Raw genomic sequence first — 14679 nt, 5'->3', positions numbered from 1 at the left:
CGCGCGTGCGTGAGCTCAAGACCCTGACGGGCCGGACGGTCATCGTCGTGACGGCGGAGACGGCCCTCGAGGGCGTCGTCGAGTCCGCGACCCGCACCTGCGTGACCCTCGTGGACGCGCGCGCCGTCGACGGACCGACTCCGGTCCCCGTCGACGGGTCGGTGCTCGTCCCGACGTCGCGGATCGCGTACGTGCAGGTGGTGCCCGCATGAGCGCCGTGTTCCAGACCCTCGGCGAGCTGTCCACGCACCTCGCCGGCACGAACATCGAGGTCGTCGACCCGGGGGTCCCGCTCGTCGAGTGGGCCGCGGAGCTGTCGAACGACCCGTCGTGGAAGAACCAGCCGTCGATCCGGAAGGTCGTCGGGTTCGCCGCGCGGAACATCGCGTCGGTCCCGATGCACCTCTACGAGTTCGTCGGCGAGCAGGACCGCCGCCGGGTGCGCGACGGGGCGCTCGCCGAGGTGCTGCGGCGCCCGTCGCGAGCCCCTGGCGAGACGGCGTACCGGTTCTGGGAGCGGGTCCTCATCGAGGGCCTGATCTACGACCGGTTCGCGGTCCGCATCGTCGAACGCGACGACGGCTACGAGCTCGTCCGGATCCCGGCCCGCCTGGTCACGTTCGCCGCGGACGCGCTGGACCGGATCACGTCGGTGAACGTCCGGAAGCCGGACGGCACCGTGCAGGAGCTCGACCCGGCCGGGTTCATCCTCGACGCCGGCTACGCGACGAAGGGCGCCAGCGGCACGTCGCCGCTGAAGACGCTCCGAGACCTCCTCGACGAGCAGACGGAGGCGGTCCGGTACCGCCGGTCGATCTGGCGGAACGGCGCACGCACCGCGGGCGTCATCGAGCGGCCCGCGAACACCCCGTGGGCCGACGGTGCGCGCGAGCGGTTCGGCCGCTCGTGGCAGAACTTCTCCCGCGGCGGCGGCCAGGAGGGCGGCACCCCGGTCCTCGAGGACGGCATGCAGTACAAGGCCATCGACGCGTTCCGGCCCCGCGACACCCTCGACCTCGAGGGTCGTCAGCTGACGGACGCGGAGGTCGCCGCGGCGTTCCACATCGCGCCCGAGCTCGTCGGCGCCCGGGAGGGCACCTTCTCGAACATCAAGGCGTTCAAGGAGATGCTCTACGGCCCCGCGCTGGGCCCGTACATCTCGGCGTGGGAGCAGACGCTCGACGCGACCCTCGTCCCGCTGCTCGGCACGCCGAACCAGTACGTCGAGGCGAACGTCGAGGCGAAGATGCGCGGCTCGTTCGAGGAGCAGGCCGGCGTCCTGTCGACGTCCGTCGGGGCGCCGTGGATGACTCGCAACGAGGCGCGCGCGAAGCAGAACATGTCCGCGATCGACGGCGGCGACGAGCTGATCACGCCGCTGAACGTCCTCGTCGGCGGTCAGGCGTCCCCGCAGGACGGGAAGACCGGCCCGGTGGTCGCGAAGTTCGCGGCCCGGCAGGAGCAGGTCGTCCGGTCGCAGAAGGCGGCCGGCTCGGACTGGTGGGACGGCCCGCGGTGGGACCGCGAGCTCGTCGCCGACCTGGTGAAGGCCGGCGTCGACGTCATCGAAGCGGCGACCGTCGCGAAGCAGTTCAACACCGAGGCGGAGCAGCGGTTCCGCGCCGAGGAGGAGTCGTGACCGTGAAGACGAAGACCGTCGACATCGAGGTCAAGGCCGATGCGCCGGACGGCGAGGGCCAGTTCACCGGGTACGCGTCGGTGTTCGGCAACAAGGACTCGTACGGCGACGTCGTCCTGCCGGGGGCGTTCGCGGAGTCGCTGAAGACCTTCGGGCCGAACGGGTCCGGGATCCCGGTCTACTGGCGGCACCGGATGGACGACCCGTACATGCTCATCGGGCAGACGATCGAGGCGAAGGAGGACGAGCGCGGCCTGTTCGTGCACGTCCAGCTCGACACGTCGATCAACAACGGCGCGCAGACGTACAAGCTGCTGAAGGCCGGTCTGGTCAAGCAGATGTCGTTCGCGTACGACGTCGTCGAGGGCGCGCTCGTCGAGTCCGAGAACGACGGCTACTACTACGAGCTCCGGAAGCTCACCATCCACGAGGTGTCCGTCGTGCCGGTGGGAGCGAACCAGGAGACCGAGATCCTCGCCGTGAAGTCGGCCGCGCTCGCGGTCGCTGCCGGCGTGAAGGCGGGGCAGATCGTCCCGACCGAGGCCAGGGAAGACCTCGAGGGCGCGATCACCGCGCTCAAGGGTGCTCTGGCGACCACCACCGATCAGGAGAAGGCAGCCGGCACGCCCGACGCCAAGGACGAGGAGCCGCCCGCGGCCAAGTCCGAGGAGCAGACGACCGTCCCCGCAGCTCGAGCACTGGCGGAAGCAACCATCCAGGGCCTGCTCTAGCAGGCAGAGAGGAGCCCCATCGTGGGACTCAAGGCACAGCTGGCTGCACTCGTCTCCGAGATGCAGTCGATCGTCGACACCGCGAAGGCCGCCGGGCGCGACCTCGACGCGGACGAGGCGAAGTCCATCGAGGCGAAGGCGGCGGAGGCCGGCGAGCTGCGCGACCGCATCGCGCGCATCGAGGCGGGCGAGAAGTCGCTCGCCGAGCTGTCGAAGGTCGTCACCGAGCCGGGCAAGACCGGCGACGCGGAGCATGGCGACGAGGACGGCACGGAGGTGCCGCTCGGTGAGCGGTTCATGAAGTCCGCGCCGTACCAGGCGTGGAAGAAGGAGAACCCCTCCGGCGTCGGCCAGGGCACCCCGATCCAGATCGGCACGGTCCGGATCGGTTCGCTGAAGGACTTCGACGCGAACCGCAAGGCGCTCACGTCGCCGATCGCGAACATCCAGCCGATCCGCGTGCCGACCGTCGACCAGGTGCAGCGGCCGACGCTGTCCCTGCTGGACGTCGTCTCGCGCGGCACCGCGGCCGGCAACTTCGAGTACGTCCAGGTCACCTCGGTGACCCGGAACGCGAAGATCGTCCCCGAGGCCACCTCGGCGACGGACAACGCGGCGCTGAAGCCCGTCTCGGACCTCACCACGACCCTCGCGGACGCGAAGGCCTACACGTACGCCGACGGCTACGACGTCACCAACCAGCTCCTCGCCGATGCCCCGGCGTTCGCGTCCTACATGGACAACGAGCTCCGGTACTCGCTCGACTCGGTCATCGAGGACACCCTCCTCAACGGCTCGGGCACGAACGGCGTCCCGAAGGGCATCCTGAACACCACTGGTGTCCAGGAGCAGGAGTACGCCACCGCCGACGGCCCGATGGGCTTCGTGAAGGCCGTCCGTCGTGCCATCACGAAGGTGACGCAGCTGCAGGGCGGCACGGTCGCGGCGATCCTCCTGAACCCGGAGGACGACGAGAACATCGACCTGCTGCAGGACGCGAACGAGCGCTTCTACGGTCAGGGCCCGTTCGGCACCGGCCCGCAGACGCTCTGGGGCCGCCCCCGCATCCTGTCGGAGGCGATCGAGCCCGGCGAGTTCCTCCTCGGCGACTTCCGCCAGGTGGCGCTCCTCGACCGTGAGGGCCTGTCGGTGCAGGCCTTCAACCAGCACAAGGACTACGCGCAGCGGAACATGACGTACGTGCGTGCGGAGCTCCGCGCGATGCAGGTCATCTGGAAGCCCGCGTACCTCGTGCACGGCGGCCCGGCCGCCTGAGCGGGAGGGAGCAGCAGATGACGAGCCAGATGAAGGTCATCGACGGCGTCCGGTACCGCGAGGAGGACATCCCCGCGGACGCGAAGGACGTCACGGTCGACGAGAAGAAGGCCGCCCCGAAGGCGAGGGTCGTCAGCAACAAGGCGGCCGCGCCGGAGAGCAAGTAGGAGGTGACGGGCGTGACGAGCATCCCTCCGATCGTCGAACCAGGGCCGCGGTCGCCGAAGTTCTGGCTCGACGCAGCACAGGGCGCCGTCCGGCGGTTCTGCGGCTGGCACGTCGCGCCCGTCATCACCGAGACGATCCGACTGGACGGGACCGGGCAGCGCACGCTCCTGGTCCCGTCCGGCCGGATCCTCGAGGTCACCGCGGCGACCTCGGACGGCCGCGACGTCCTCGCGCAGGTCGACGTGTCCGGGAAGGGCATGCTCGAGCTCCGCGACGACGGGCTCTGGTCGTCTCGGCTCGGCGGCATCAGCATCACCCTCCGCCACGGGTACGCAGTCGACGAGGCACCCGACGTCGCCGGCGTCATCGCGACCGCGGCGGCACGCGGCGGCGGCCCGGGCGGGCAAATCGTCTCCCAGGCGGTCGGGCCCGCGAACGTCCGCTACAGCGGCAATGACATCCAGCTCCTGCAGACGGAGCTCGCAACGCTCGAGCCGTACCGGCTCTGACGAGGAGACCACCGATGGTGAACATCACGGACCAGCGCGGGAACCAGTTCACGGTCCCGGACGAAGTCGCTGACGACTACCGTTCTCCGGGCATCGCGGTCCCGGCGCCCGCCGACGACCCGGCACCGGACGAGCACACCCACAACGGCGACATCAGGGCGTGGGCGGCTCGGCACGACGTCGATCTCGGCGACGCGACGACGAAGGCGGACATGCTCGACGTGATCCGCGCCTCGCTGGGCGGCTGATGGAGTTCGCGGCCGGCGCGACCGTCGTCCGCCTCCGCGCGACGCCGGTCCTGGACCCGTACTCGCAGCGGCCCGTCGGCGCGGACTGGACTGCCCCGAACACGCTCACGATCGCGGGCGCGTTCGTCGGGTCGTCGTCCTCGTCTCCCGTCGACGGCGAGCTCCGGCGGGAAGTCGTCACGACGAAGTCGCTCTACTGCGACCCGAGCGCGGACGTGCGCGTCGGTGACCGCATCGTCTCCGGCGCTCACACGTACACGGTCACCGCGGTCCCGGAGGCGGACGTGAACCCGTGGACGGGCTGGCAGCCGGTGCAGGAGATCCCGCTCGAGGAGGTGGTCGGCTGATGGCGAAGATGACGTTCAACGAGCGCTACTTCGACGAGCTGCTGAAGTCGTCGCGCGTCGACGGCCTCGTGTCGCGGATCGCCGACGGTATCGCGACGGACGCGCGTGCCTCGGCGCCGGTCGACACGGGCGCGTACCGGTCGGGCATCGTCCGCCGGAAGAAGACCAGCGCGCACCGCGTCGTGCATCTGGTCGTCGCGTCGGATCCGAAGTCGCTGATCATCGAGGCCCGCACCGGGAACCTCGTCCGTGCGCTCCGGAAGCGGAAGCGGTGACCGCGGTCATCTACGCGGACCTCGAGCAGTATCTCTGCGACCGGTTCCGCGCCGAGCTCGCCGCCCGCGGCCGCTCGGATGTCCTGGTGAGCAACCGGGAGCCGGGACCGAACGAATCGGCGCCCGCGGCGATGCTGATCGTCCGCGACAACTCCGGCCCGTCGAAGTCGATGATCTCCGCCGAGCGGGACGTGAACCTGTCGGTTCTCGCCGGCACGAAGGCCGCCCCGAAGCCCGCGATGGACCTCGCACGGCTCGTCACAGCCCTCGCCGGGGACCTGGCAGGCCTCGAACCCGGCAACCCGATCGCGCACGTGCCGGAGGACGGCGTCAACGGCCCCTACTGGGTGCCGGAGGACGCCGTGTACGCGCGCACGCTGACCACGGTGACGTTCGTCGTCGTCGGACAGCCTCTCTGACCGCATCCACACCCACCCACCACCACATCGCCCCTGGCAGCAGCCGGGGGCTTCTCTCTGAAGGAGCAACATGGCTGCGGACTCGCAGGGCAACGACATCACCGCCGTCGGCATCCCGATCTCTGGGTCCGTCGGCATCGCACCGATCACCACCGCGCTGCTGACGCCGGCCGCGGGCAAGGCGTACGACCTCGAGCTCGCCGAGGCGTTCCGGAAGCTGGGTCTGCAGACCGAGGACGGCGGCCACAACTGGACGCTCGAGGCGGACGGCGACCCGATCGTCTTCTTCCAGGACGGCTACTCGATCCCGTCGGGCCTCGCGAACGCGACGCTCGTCGTGAAGCTCGCGCAGTACGACGCGCTCACCCAGGAGCTCCTGTCCGGCGCGGTGCCGGACGCGAACGGCTACATCCTCATCGACGCGGCTGGCCACTCGACCGAGTACCGGCTGTTCACCGAGGAGATCTTCAAGAACGGCGTCATCCGCCGCCGGCAGGCGGGCAAGGCGACCATCACCGGCGTCGTGGTCGACCAGTCGACCCGCGGCGAGGTGAACGGCGTCGAGGTGACATTCAAGATCGACCGCTCCCCGGACCTCGGGAACAAGCACCTCGGCGAGTGGCTGATCAAGCCGCCCGTCGACGGTGGCACGTCCGGTTCCTGACCCTGACCGCGGGGCCGCCGCTGTGGATGCCGGCGGCCCCGCACCTCACCACGCATCCACGCCCGCATCCACGACCAGGAAGGCATCCACACCATGACCGAGTCCGCATTCACCGAGCCCGCTGCCCCGACGATCGAGAAGGCGCCGGAGCCGGAGTTCCCGCAGTTCCGGCTGATCGAGAAGAACCTCCACGTCCTCACGTCGACGCAGGGCGAGCTCGTGCTCCCGCTGCAGGTGAAGACGAAGGTGTTCCGCCGCATCTCGGAGATCGACGACGAGATGAAGCAGCTGTTCGCGATGCTCGACGATCTCGGTGACGCCGAGACGCCGCGCAAGCTCGACGAGCTCGACATCTTCGAGACGCAGAAGATCGTCGGCCGCTTCTTCGAGGAGTTCGCGGCGAAGGCGCAGGCCACCGTGGGGGAATCGCAGCGCTCCTCCAACTCGTAGAGGAGCACCGGCGCCCGCTGCGCGCCGACTTCCGCCGCTGGTTCGGGCTCAGCCTCGACGAGCTCGGCGAGACGTACACGCACGGTGAGGCGTGGGACCACGTACAGACGCTCCGGGACACCCCGGGCTCGTGGTTCCACGCCTCTCTCGCTGGTTGGGACTGGCCCGCCACCTGGGTCGACGTCGCGACAATCGCGGCCGCGTCGACGACCGTCAACGTCAACCGCGACGAGAAGAAGCAGCCGAAGCCGCTCGAGTTCGCCTGGCCGTGGCCTGACCCGGAGCAGACGGCCGAGAAGGTCACCGACGAGGAGCGCACGGCGCTCAAGGCGACGCTGAAGCGGTACTCGGCGTTCCACGACTGAGAGGGGCACCGATGACGTCCGAGGTCGGTTCCGGTCAGGTAGCCATCTTCCCAACGCTGCGCGGCTTCCGCCGTGCGGTCGCTCGGGAGGTCGACGGCACCACCGCGGACTCCGGCCGCCGCTTCCAGCGGGCGTTCTCCCGCGCCGGCCGTGACGCCGGCGACGGGGCCGGTTCGGGGTTCCGGCAGGCGTTCTCGCGCGGCACCCGCGGTGTGTCCGACGCGACGCTGAAGGCTCTCGCCGCGGACGTGTCGAAGTCGTCGCGCGCCCTGTCGGCGGCCCGTCTCGCTGAGATGGACGCCGCCGGCAAGGTGCGCGTCGCCGAGACCCGCCTCCTCGAGGTCAGGTCCCGGTTCGGCGCGACGTCGTCGCAGGCGATCGCCGCCGAGGAGCGCCTCGCCGCGGTGCAGCGTCGGCTCGTCGTCACGCAGGAGAACACCCGCGCCGCGTCGGAACGTCTCGCGGCTGCTCGTGCCGCGCAGACTGCCGCGGTCGGCGCTGAGACGCGGGCGACGCAGCGGGCCCGCGCGAGCTTCTCGATGATGTTCTCGCAGTTCCGGTCGGGGTTCGCGGACGCCCGGGCGGCGCAGTCCGCGTTCTCCGGCGTCACGGGTGCGCTGGGCGGCCTCGCTCGGCTGTCCCTGGCGCCGCTCGAGATCGGACTGAACGCGGTCCGGCTGGCGACCTCCCGGTCGTCGACGGGCTTCCAGAACTTCGTCGCCGGATTCCGGGACGCGAACGCTGCGGCGTCGGCGTTCACCGGCACCCTCGGCACTCTCGGCGGGCAGGTCGCCCGCCTTCTCGCTCCCGTCCGAGCGCTCGGCGTCTCGTTCGTCGACGCGTTCACGACTCCGTTCCGGCAGATCGCCGCCGGCTTCGCGGACGCGGCGCTCGGCGCGACCGGCTTCCTCGGGATCCTCGGCCGTGTCGGCGCCGGCGCACGCCGCGTCTTCGACAAGGTGTCGACGGCGGCGCAGACCGTCTCGCTGAACGTCGCGGCACCGTTCTCGCAGTTCCGCGCCGGGTTCCTCGACGCATCCCGTGCCGCGTCCGTCCTGACGGGCCGCATGGGGACGCTCGGCGGGGCTGTGCGGGCGACGATGGACCGGGCGATCGCCTCGGTCGTCGCGTTCGGCACGGCGACCCTCCGCCCGTTCGTCAACTTCACCGCCGGGTTCCGCAGCGCCGACATCGCCGCCGCCGGACTCGCCGGCCGGATGGGGACGCTCGGCGCCGCGGTCGCGAAGGGCCTCGCCCCCGTGCAGACGGCAGCCGTCGCGGTCGGTTCCGCGATCCGGGCCGGTGTGGTCGGCGCGATCAACCTGATCCCCGAGCCGGTGCGGCAGGCGGGCCAGACCGTCGTCGCGGCCATGCAGAAGATGGGCTCGGCTGTCGCGTCCGGGTTCCGCGGCCTCGGCCCGGTCGCGGGTGCTGCAGGCTCGGCGATCGCTGCCGGCTTCTCGTCCGCGATGAACAGCGTCCGGTCGCTCGCTGCCGACGCGGCGACCGCGGTGACGTCGACGTTCAAGGGCGTCGGCCTCGCTGTTGCAGCAGGCGTCGCGGCGGCAGGTGGCGCTGGGTTCAACCGCCTCGCCTCGATCGAGACGGCGCAGGCGAAGCTCAAGGCGCTCGGCAACACGTCGCAGGACGTCGCCGAGATCATGAAGAACGCCAACGACGCCGTGATCGGGACGCAGTTCTCGCTCGCTGACGCCGTGACTGGTGCCGCGTCGGCGGTCGCTGCCGGCGTGAAGCCCGGCAAGGAGCTCACGGACTACCTGAAGACGTCGGCGAACGCCGCCGCCATCGCGGGTGTGAACTTCAACGACCTCGGCCTGGTCATGAACCAGGTCCAGGCGCAGAACAAGGCGTACACGCAGGACCTCAACCAGGTCGCGACGCGAGGCATCCCGATCTACGCCGCTCTCCGCAAGGTGTACGGCGAGACGCAGGAGGAGCTGCGTGACCGCCTGCAGCGCGGCGAGGTCGACGCTCAGCACTTCCAGCAGGCGCTGAAGGTCGCGGTCGGCGACGGCGCGGTGGCCATCGGTCAGACCACGGTCGGCGCGTTCAAGAACATGGGCGCCGCGTTCAGCCGGTTCGGTGCGGGTCTCCTCACGGGGGTCTACCCGATCTTCGTGCAGGTCTTCCGGACCATCACGCAGGGCCTCGACGCGATCACCCCCGCGGTGACCGCGGTGTCGAACGCGATCGGTCCGTCGCTGCAGGCGGCGGTCGGCGCGGGCCTCGAGCGCATCTCGGGCGTCTTCGCGAGCGTGAAGGGCGCGCTGGCCGGGCTCGACATGTCGGGCCTCTCCGGTGCGTTCTCGACGCTCGGTCAGGTGCTTGCTCTGGCTGCGCCTCTGCTGCCGATTGTCGCGGGGTCGATCGCTGGCCTGGTGTCGCAGCTGCCGATCCTCGGCAAGCTGCTCGCTGGCCCCTTCGCCGCTCTTGCGGGTCCGCTCGGTCTGGTCGTCGGCATCTTCACCACGCTCCTCGCGCTCTCTCCCGAGCTCCGCCGGGCGATGGGGGATGCCTTCAGCCAGATCGGCACAGCGGTCGGCAACCTCGCCTCGATCCTCGGCCCGGTATTCAGCCAGGTCCTCGCGGCAATCGTGCCGGCTGTCGGAGCAATCGGGTCTGCGCTCGGGACGGCGATCGGTGCGGTGGTGCCGCTGCTCGATCCGCTCGTCGGGATCATCGCGCAGCTCGCACCGCTGCTGGTCCCGATCGCGCAGCTCGTCGGCCAGGTCGCTGCGGCACTCGCCGGGGCGCTCGCGTCGGCGATCGGTTCGGTCCTGCCGCCGCTGACGGCGCTGGCGACGTCGGTCGTCCCGGTGATCCGGACGGTCATCGCGTCGCTGACGCCGGTGATCACCGCGCTGACGCCGATCCTGACGCAGTTCGCGTCGACGATCGGTGACGCGCTCGGCGCCGCGTTCGCGATTGTCCTGCCGATCATCACCGCGGTGGTGCAGGCCCTCGGGCCGATCCTCACCACGGTGATCTCGGCGCTGTTGCCGATCATCCAGCAGCTGATCCCGATCGTCATCCAGATCGCGACGACGTTCGGTCAGGTGCTCGGCCAGGTGCTGACGGCGCTCCTGCCGATCATCACGCAGCTGATCGGGTTCATCGCGCAGCTCGTCCCGGTGATTATGCCGCTGATCACCGCCGTGCTCAGCCTGGTGGCGGCGTTCCTGCCGCTGCTGACGCCGCTACTGCAGCTGATCGGCACGATCCTCCCGCCGCTGATCTCGCTGTTCTCCGCGGTCCTCGGCCCGGTGCTGCAGCTGGTGCAGGTGATCATCTCCGCGCTGATGCCGGTCATCACGGCGCTGATCGGTGTCCTCACGGGCTTGATCACGTTCGTCGTCGGGGTGTTCACCGGCAACTGGAAGATGGCGTGGAACGGCATCAAGCAGGTGTTCTCCGGGGTCTTTGACTTCTTTAGGTCGGCGATCTCCGGGGTCGGCGCGATCTTCGGCGGCATCGTCGACGCGGTGATCGGCATCGGCTCGAGCTTGTTCTCCGCGGGGAAGGCGATCATCGGCCGGCTGATCGACGGCATCAAGTCGATGATCGGCGCGGTCGGTGACGCGATCGGGTCCGTGGTGGAGAAGGTGAAGGCCTTCCTGCCGCACTCGCCCGCGAAGGAGGGCCCGTTCTCCGGAGCTGGCTGGACCGGCCTCCGGACGTCGGGTCAGGCGCTGATGGAGCAGTTCAACGCTGGCATCTCGGACTCGGACGTGTCCCTGTTCCGGAACGTCGCGCTCGGGGTCACCGGGTCGGCGTCCGGGACGGCCACGGCCGCGCCGACTGGCGGCACGTCGACGGCGTTCCCGGACCAGGTGACGCTCGTCGACTCGAGCGGCGCGCTGCTCGGGGTGATGGACGTGAAGATCCGCCGCTCGCAGGACGCCCTCGGGGACCGCATCGGACGCGGCACTCGGGTCCGCTGACAGGAAGGAAGACCAGATGGCCGACATCGTCGACGGTGGGGGTCCGGACTCGGTCTTCCCGGACACCCTGGACGGGGGGAACCCGGCAACGGTGTATCCCCCCGCCCTGACGCCGCTCCCGGAAGGGCGACCGGTTCCGTCGGTACAGATCATCGTCGCGGACGTGAAGCCGGGCACGGCGGCGGTCGACGTGTACCGGATCGCGGACGGCCGGACGACGCTGGTGCGTGGCGGGATCCGGAAGTCCGCGATCGGCGGCACGACCCTCGTCGACTGGGAGGCTCCTTTCGGGGTGCCGATCCAGTACCGGGCCGAGCAGTTCGACGACACGGACACGTCGCTGGGCTTCACGGAGACCTCGACGACGACGCTCGAGGTGACGGACACCTGGATCCACCAGCCCCTGAACCCATCCGTCGCGGTGTCGCCGTTGCGGCTCTCCAAGACCGCAGGGGACGTCGCACGTTCGACCCCCGGCGAGCTTGTGTACGTGCAGGGCGCGGAGTTCGCGACTCGGGTCGGCGGCCAGCGTCGCGGGGTCTCCGCGGTGCCGTTCGAGCTCCTTACTCGGTCGCTGGCGGACGCGGATCGGCTGCAGGCCGTGTTCGGTCAGTACGGCAGCCGCGGCGCCGGCGTGGTGTGCATCCGGGCGCCGCCGCCGATGCGTCTCCCGCGGACGTTCTACGCGTCGGTCGATGAGGTGCACGAGGTCCCGGTGAACATCCAGATCGGCCGCGAGGACATCACGTTCACGTTCGAGGCGACGGAGGCACGGCCGCCCGCTCCTGGGCTCGTGACGGCCGTCCTGCGGCGCAAGGACATCGACGCCGCGTACCCGACTCGGGCGGCTCGCGCTGCGGCGTACGCGACGCGCCTCGAGCGGGACTCGGACTACTCGCTGGCGGGGGTCGCGGATGCGTGAGGCCAGCGAGCAGCTGCGCGACGTGCTCCGCTCCGGATCGTTCGACGTGCAGTGGGTCGCGGACGTCTACTACGACGGCACCCGTCGGATGGCGAACATCGACATCACCCGGCCGTCGTTCACGGATGACCGCACCGCGAAGGTGCAGGGGTCGGGGTCGTGCACGGTCGTGTGGACGTCGGACTTCGCTGCGTCGCTGACGCCCCGGGCCGCGTCGGACATGCTCGCACCCTTCGGGGCTGAGCTGTCGATCGCCGTGCTCATCACCGCTGGTTCATTCACGAGCCGGGTGCAGATGGGCTGGTACCGCATCGACGAGGTCCCCAACGCCGCTGACCACCTCGAGGAGTTCGCCGGCCGGCTGATCCCGGTCGGGTCGACTGTCGAGCTGACGTTGATGGACCGGATGCGGAAGACGCAGAAGGACCGCTTCGACGTGCCGTCGTCGCCGCCGCAGAAGCTGTCGGTGCTGACGGAGGCGCAGCGCATCACCGGCTTCCAGATCGTCCGTGAGCTCCCTGACGGGGCGATCCCGAAGTCGTTCGCGTACGAGGAGGAGCGCCTTGATCCGCTGTACGACCTGCTGGCGCTGATCGACGCGGAACCGTACATGCGGCCGGACGGTTCGATGGGGCAGCGTCCGCTGGACTGGCCGGTGGTCACGGATGTCCTCACGGACGGCTCAGACGGCACGGTCGTGTCGGTCGGGAACTCGATGTCGGCGGAGAAGGTCTACAACCGGGTCGCGGTCCGGTCGTCGGCGTCCGACGATTCGGACGTGCAGATCCTCGGGTCGGCGCAGATCACGGACGGGCCGCTGCGGGCCGTGAACGCGGACGGTTCGCCCTCGCCGTACGGCCGGGTGACCTACTACTACTCGTCGGACTTCATCACCACTCGAGCGCAGGCGAACGCGTACGCGGCTCAGCTGCTGCCGCGGGTGTCGTCGCTGCGAACTCGTGAGGTGCCCGTCGAGGAGGTCTTCAACCCGCTCCGGCAGGTCGGGGATGTCCTCGAGGTGAGGCAGCGGGGTCGGGACACGATCGTCGGCCGGGTGAAGACCCTGGACCGGGGCGAGGGCGCGACGCAGCAGATGACGTTGGAGGTGCAGTAGTGGACCTCGCGGCGGCTCTCTTCGGGATGAGTGACGGATCCCGGGTGACGGTGTGGCAGGCGAAGTACGTCAGCCGCGACGGCGCGTCCGTGCAGTGCGATGTCTCGAACGGCGACGCGGTGGGCCGGGTCACGGCGCAGACGATGTCGGAGTACCGCCCGTCGGTAGGCGAGCAGGTGTGGCTGCTCGCAGTGAAGCCGTCCGACGGCGCCGTGAAGTTCTACTACACCGGCCCCGTGGTAATGCCGCCGCCTGTCGGGACGGTGGTCTCGGCCGCGTCGGACTTCGTGACCGTCGACACGGACATCGGGCAGGTGCAGGCCACCTATAACCAGGGCGACACCCTGTCGGCGTCGCAGCAAGTCCGCCTGGTGTGGTCCGACGGGCCGCACGTCGTCGGGGTGCTCTCCACGAACCCTCCGCCCGTGCAGCCGCCGGACCCGCCCGCGGGATCGGGGCCGACGTCGCACGTGGACACCTTCACGGCTGTCGACGCTGGGTCGTTCTCGGACGGCCGGTGGTGGCAGCCGCAGCCGTGGGCGTCGAACTCGACGCTCGGCGCCTGGTTCATCGGCAGCAAGGTCCGCGACACCCTCCGCGGCGCTCCCGTGACCCGGATCGAGATGTGGGTCAACCTGGCGTACAAGTTCGGGTCACCGCCGAACATCGGCACCCACTCGCACGACTCGAAGCCCGGCGGAGCGCCGGCGATCTCGAACGCCCGACCGATCGCAGTCACCTCCGGCACCTGGGTGGAGCTCCCCGTCGAGTTCGGGCAGGCGCTCTCCAACGGTTCCGCGTCCGGCATCGGTCTCGCGCACGGCGGATTCAACAAGTTCGCCTCCCTCGCGGCCGACGCCCAGTCAGGTGCGCTCCGCATCACCTCCACGTACTGATCCCCGCCGGCGCGCGGGACCCCACGGAAGGAACACCGCATGGCAGCGGACGACTACGGCCCCAAGGGCAACGGCATCTACTCCGCGTCGGGCGCATCCGACGACGGCGCGGACCTCACCGAGATCGCCGCGTTCGCGGGCCAGGTCGGGAACCGACGTGTCGGCACCACCGCGCAGCGGAACGCAGCGCTGACGGAGCTGATCGGTCCGGGCTCCCCGGGCGTGTGGGAAGGTCTCGAGTGGCGGGACACGACCGACGGGAACGTGTACGTCCTCTCGTCGGGTGCGTGGGTGTACCTGTTCGGGGACACTGGCTGGCTGAACCCGTCGTTCGTGAACGGTGGGAACCCGGGCACCGGCAACGACACTGCGGGGCAGGCGAACCCGGCTGCGCAGTACCGGCGCCGCAACGGTGTCGTGTCGATGACCGGCTACTGGGTGCCGACGACGAACTCGGAGATCCAGTTCCGTCTGCCGGGCGGGTTCCGGCCGAAGAACACGATGACGTTCTGGTGCGAGCGCGGGTCGAACAACGGGCCCGGCGCGAAGATGGAGATCCAGCGCGGCACGGGCGCGGTGATCTACCGCGTCAGCCCGTCCGGTGGCACCGGCGCTGTCGACTACGGCGCGATCCGGTTCGACGCGGACGCCTGACCCGCACCTCCTCTCAACGCCGTCCCGACCTGGGGCGGTGT

General features: G+C 70.2%; 17 protein-coding genes. All 17 read left to right on the top strand.

What is annotated here, in order from left to right; genetic code table 11:
- The first annotated feature begins 5 nt into the window (after positions 1 to 5).
- The 17 genes from FB462_RS10285 to FB462_RS10210 all read left to right on the top strand — a co-directional run bounded on the left by FB462_RS10285 (position 6) and on the right by FB462_RS10210 (position 14638).
- Positions 6 to 212 carry a hypothetical protein gene (locus FB462_RS10285; protein WP_141861752.1) on the top strand — a complete coding sequence of 69 codons (207 nt, stop codon included), beginning with the start codon at positions 6 to 8 and terminating at the stop codon, positions 210 to 212.
- Positions 209 to 1639: a phage portal protein gene (locus FB462_RS10280; RefSeq protein WP_141861750.1), complete on the top strand. Its 1431-nt coding sequence runs from the start codon at positions 209 to 211 to the stop codon at positions 1637 to 1639. Before FB462_RS10285 ends, FB462_RS10280 begins: the two co-directional genes overlap by 4 nt.
- Positions 1636 to 2370, top strand: a complete 735-nt coding sequence (locus tag FB462_RS10275; RefSeq protein ID WP_167510086.1) for an HK97 family phage prohead protease — start codon at positions 1636 to 1638, stop codon at positions 2368 to 2370. Before FB462_RS10280 ends, FB462_RS10275 begins: the two co-directional genes overlap by 4 nt.
- Positions 2371 to 2391: 21 nt before the next feature.
- On the top strand, positions 2392 to 3645 hold the full coding sequence (locus FB462_RS10270; protein ID WP_208738907.1) for a phage major capsid protein: 1254 nt from the start codon (positions 2392 to 2394) through the stop codon (positions 3643 to 3645).
- Between the two features lie 17 nt (positions 3646 to 3662).
- Positions 3663 to 3812: a hypothetical protein gene (locus tag FB462_RS17380; RefSeq protein WP_167510085.1), complete on the top strand. Its 150-nt coding sequence runs from the start codon at positions 3663 to 3665 to the stop codon at positions 3810 to 3812.
- A gap of 12 nt (positions 3813 to 3824) precedes the next feature.
- Positions 3825 to 4322, top strand: coding sequence for a hypothetical protein (locus FB462_RS10265; protein WP_141861746.1), 498 nt, complete (start codon positions 3825 to 3827; stop codon positions 4320 to 4322).
- Between the two features lie 14 nt (positions 4323 to 4336).
- On the top strand, positions 4337 to 4570 hold the full coding sequence (locus tag FB462_RS10260; RefSeq protein ID WP_141861744.1) for a hypothetical protein: 234 nt from the start codon (positions 4337 to 4339) through the stop codon (positions 4568 to 4570).
- Positions 4570 to 4917: a hypothetical protein gene (locus FB462_RS10255; protein WP_141861742.1), complete on the top strand. Its 348-nt coding sequence runs from the start codon at positions 4570 to 4572 to the stop codon at positions 4915 to 4917. Before FB462_RS10260 ends, FB462_RS10255 begins: the two co-directional genes overlap by 1 nt.
- Positions 4917 to 5192: an HK97 gp10 family phage protein gene (locus FB462_RS10250; RefSeq protein WP_141861740.1), complete on the top strand. Its 276-nt coding sequence runs from the start codon at positions 4917 to 4919 to the stop codon at positions 5190 to 5192. Before FB462_RS10255 ends, FB462_RS10250 begins: the two co-directional genes overlap by 1 nt.
- A complete protein-coding gene (locus FB462_RS10245; RefSeq protein ID WP_141861737.1) occupies positions 5189 to 5611 on the top strand; it encodes a hypothetical protein in 423 nt (140 codons plus the stop codon). Before FB462_RS10250 ends, FB462_RS10245 begins: the two co-directional genes overlap by 4 nt.
- Before the next feature lie 70 nt (positions 5612 to 5681).
- Complete coding sequence (locus tag FB462_RS10240; protein ID WP_141861735.1) at positions 5682 to 6275, top strand: hypothetical protein; 594 nt, start codon at positions 5682 to 5684, stop codon at positions 6273 to 6275.
- Positions 6276 to 6368: 93 nt separating this feature from the next.
- Positions 6369 to 6725, top strand: coding sequence for a hypothetical protein (locus tag FB462_RS10235; protein ID WP_141861733.1), 357 nt, complete (start codon positions 6369 to 6371; stop codon positions 6723 to 6725).
- Between the two features lie 376 nt (positions 6726 to 7101).
- Positions 7102 to 11052 carry a phage tail protein gene (locus tag FB462_RS10230; RefSeq protein ID WP_141861731.1) on the top strand — a complete coding sequence of 1317 codons (3951 nt, stop codon included), beginning with the start codon at positions 7102 to 7104 and terminating at the stop codon, positions 11050 to 11052.
- A 16-nt stretch (positions 11053 to 11068) separates the two neighbouring features.
- The gene (locus FB462_RS10225) at positions 11069 to 11974 is read left to right on the top strand and encodes a hypothetical protein (RefSeq protein ID WP_141861729.1); all 906 of its coding nucleotides are present in this window, start codon (positions 11069 to 11071) and stop codon (positions 11972 to 11974) included.
- Positions 11967 to 13088: a hypothetical protein gene (locus FB462_RS10220; RefSeq protein WP_141861727.1), complete on the top strand. Its 1122-nt coding sequence runs from the start codon at positions 11967 to 11969 to the stop codon at positions 13086 to 13088. Before FB462_RS10225 ends, FB462_RS10220 begins: the two co-directional genes overlap by 8 nt.
- A gap of 26 nt (positions 13089 to 13114) precedes the next feature.
- Positions 13115 to 13984 carry a hypothetical protein gene (locus tag FB462_RS10215; protein ID WP_141861725.1) on the top strand — a complete coding sequence of 290 codons (870 nt, stop codon included), beginning with the start codon at positions 13115 to 13117 and terminating at the stop codon, positions 13982 to 13984.
- A 39-nt stretch (positions 13985 to 14023) separates the two neighbouring features.
- Positions 14024 to 14638, top strand: coding sequence for a hypothetical protein (locus tag FB462_RS10210; protein ID WP_141861723.1), 615 nt, complete (start codon positions 14024 to 14026; stop codon positions 14636 to 14638).
- Positions 14639 to 14679: the final 41 nt, after the last annotated feature.

This window comes from Curtobacterium citreum, assembly GCF_006715175.1.
Lineage (GTDB): Bacteria > Actinomycetota > Actinomycetes > Actinomycetales > Microbacteriaceae > Curtobacterium > Curtobacterium citreum.
This window is presented reverse-complemented; position numbering and strand designations above follow the sequence as displayed.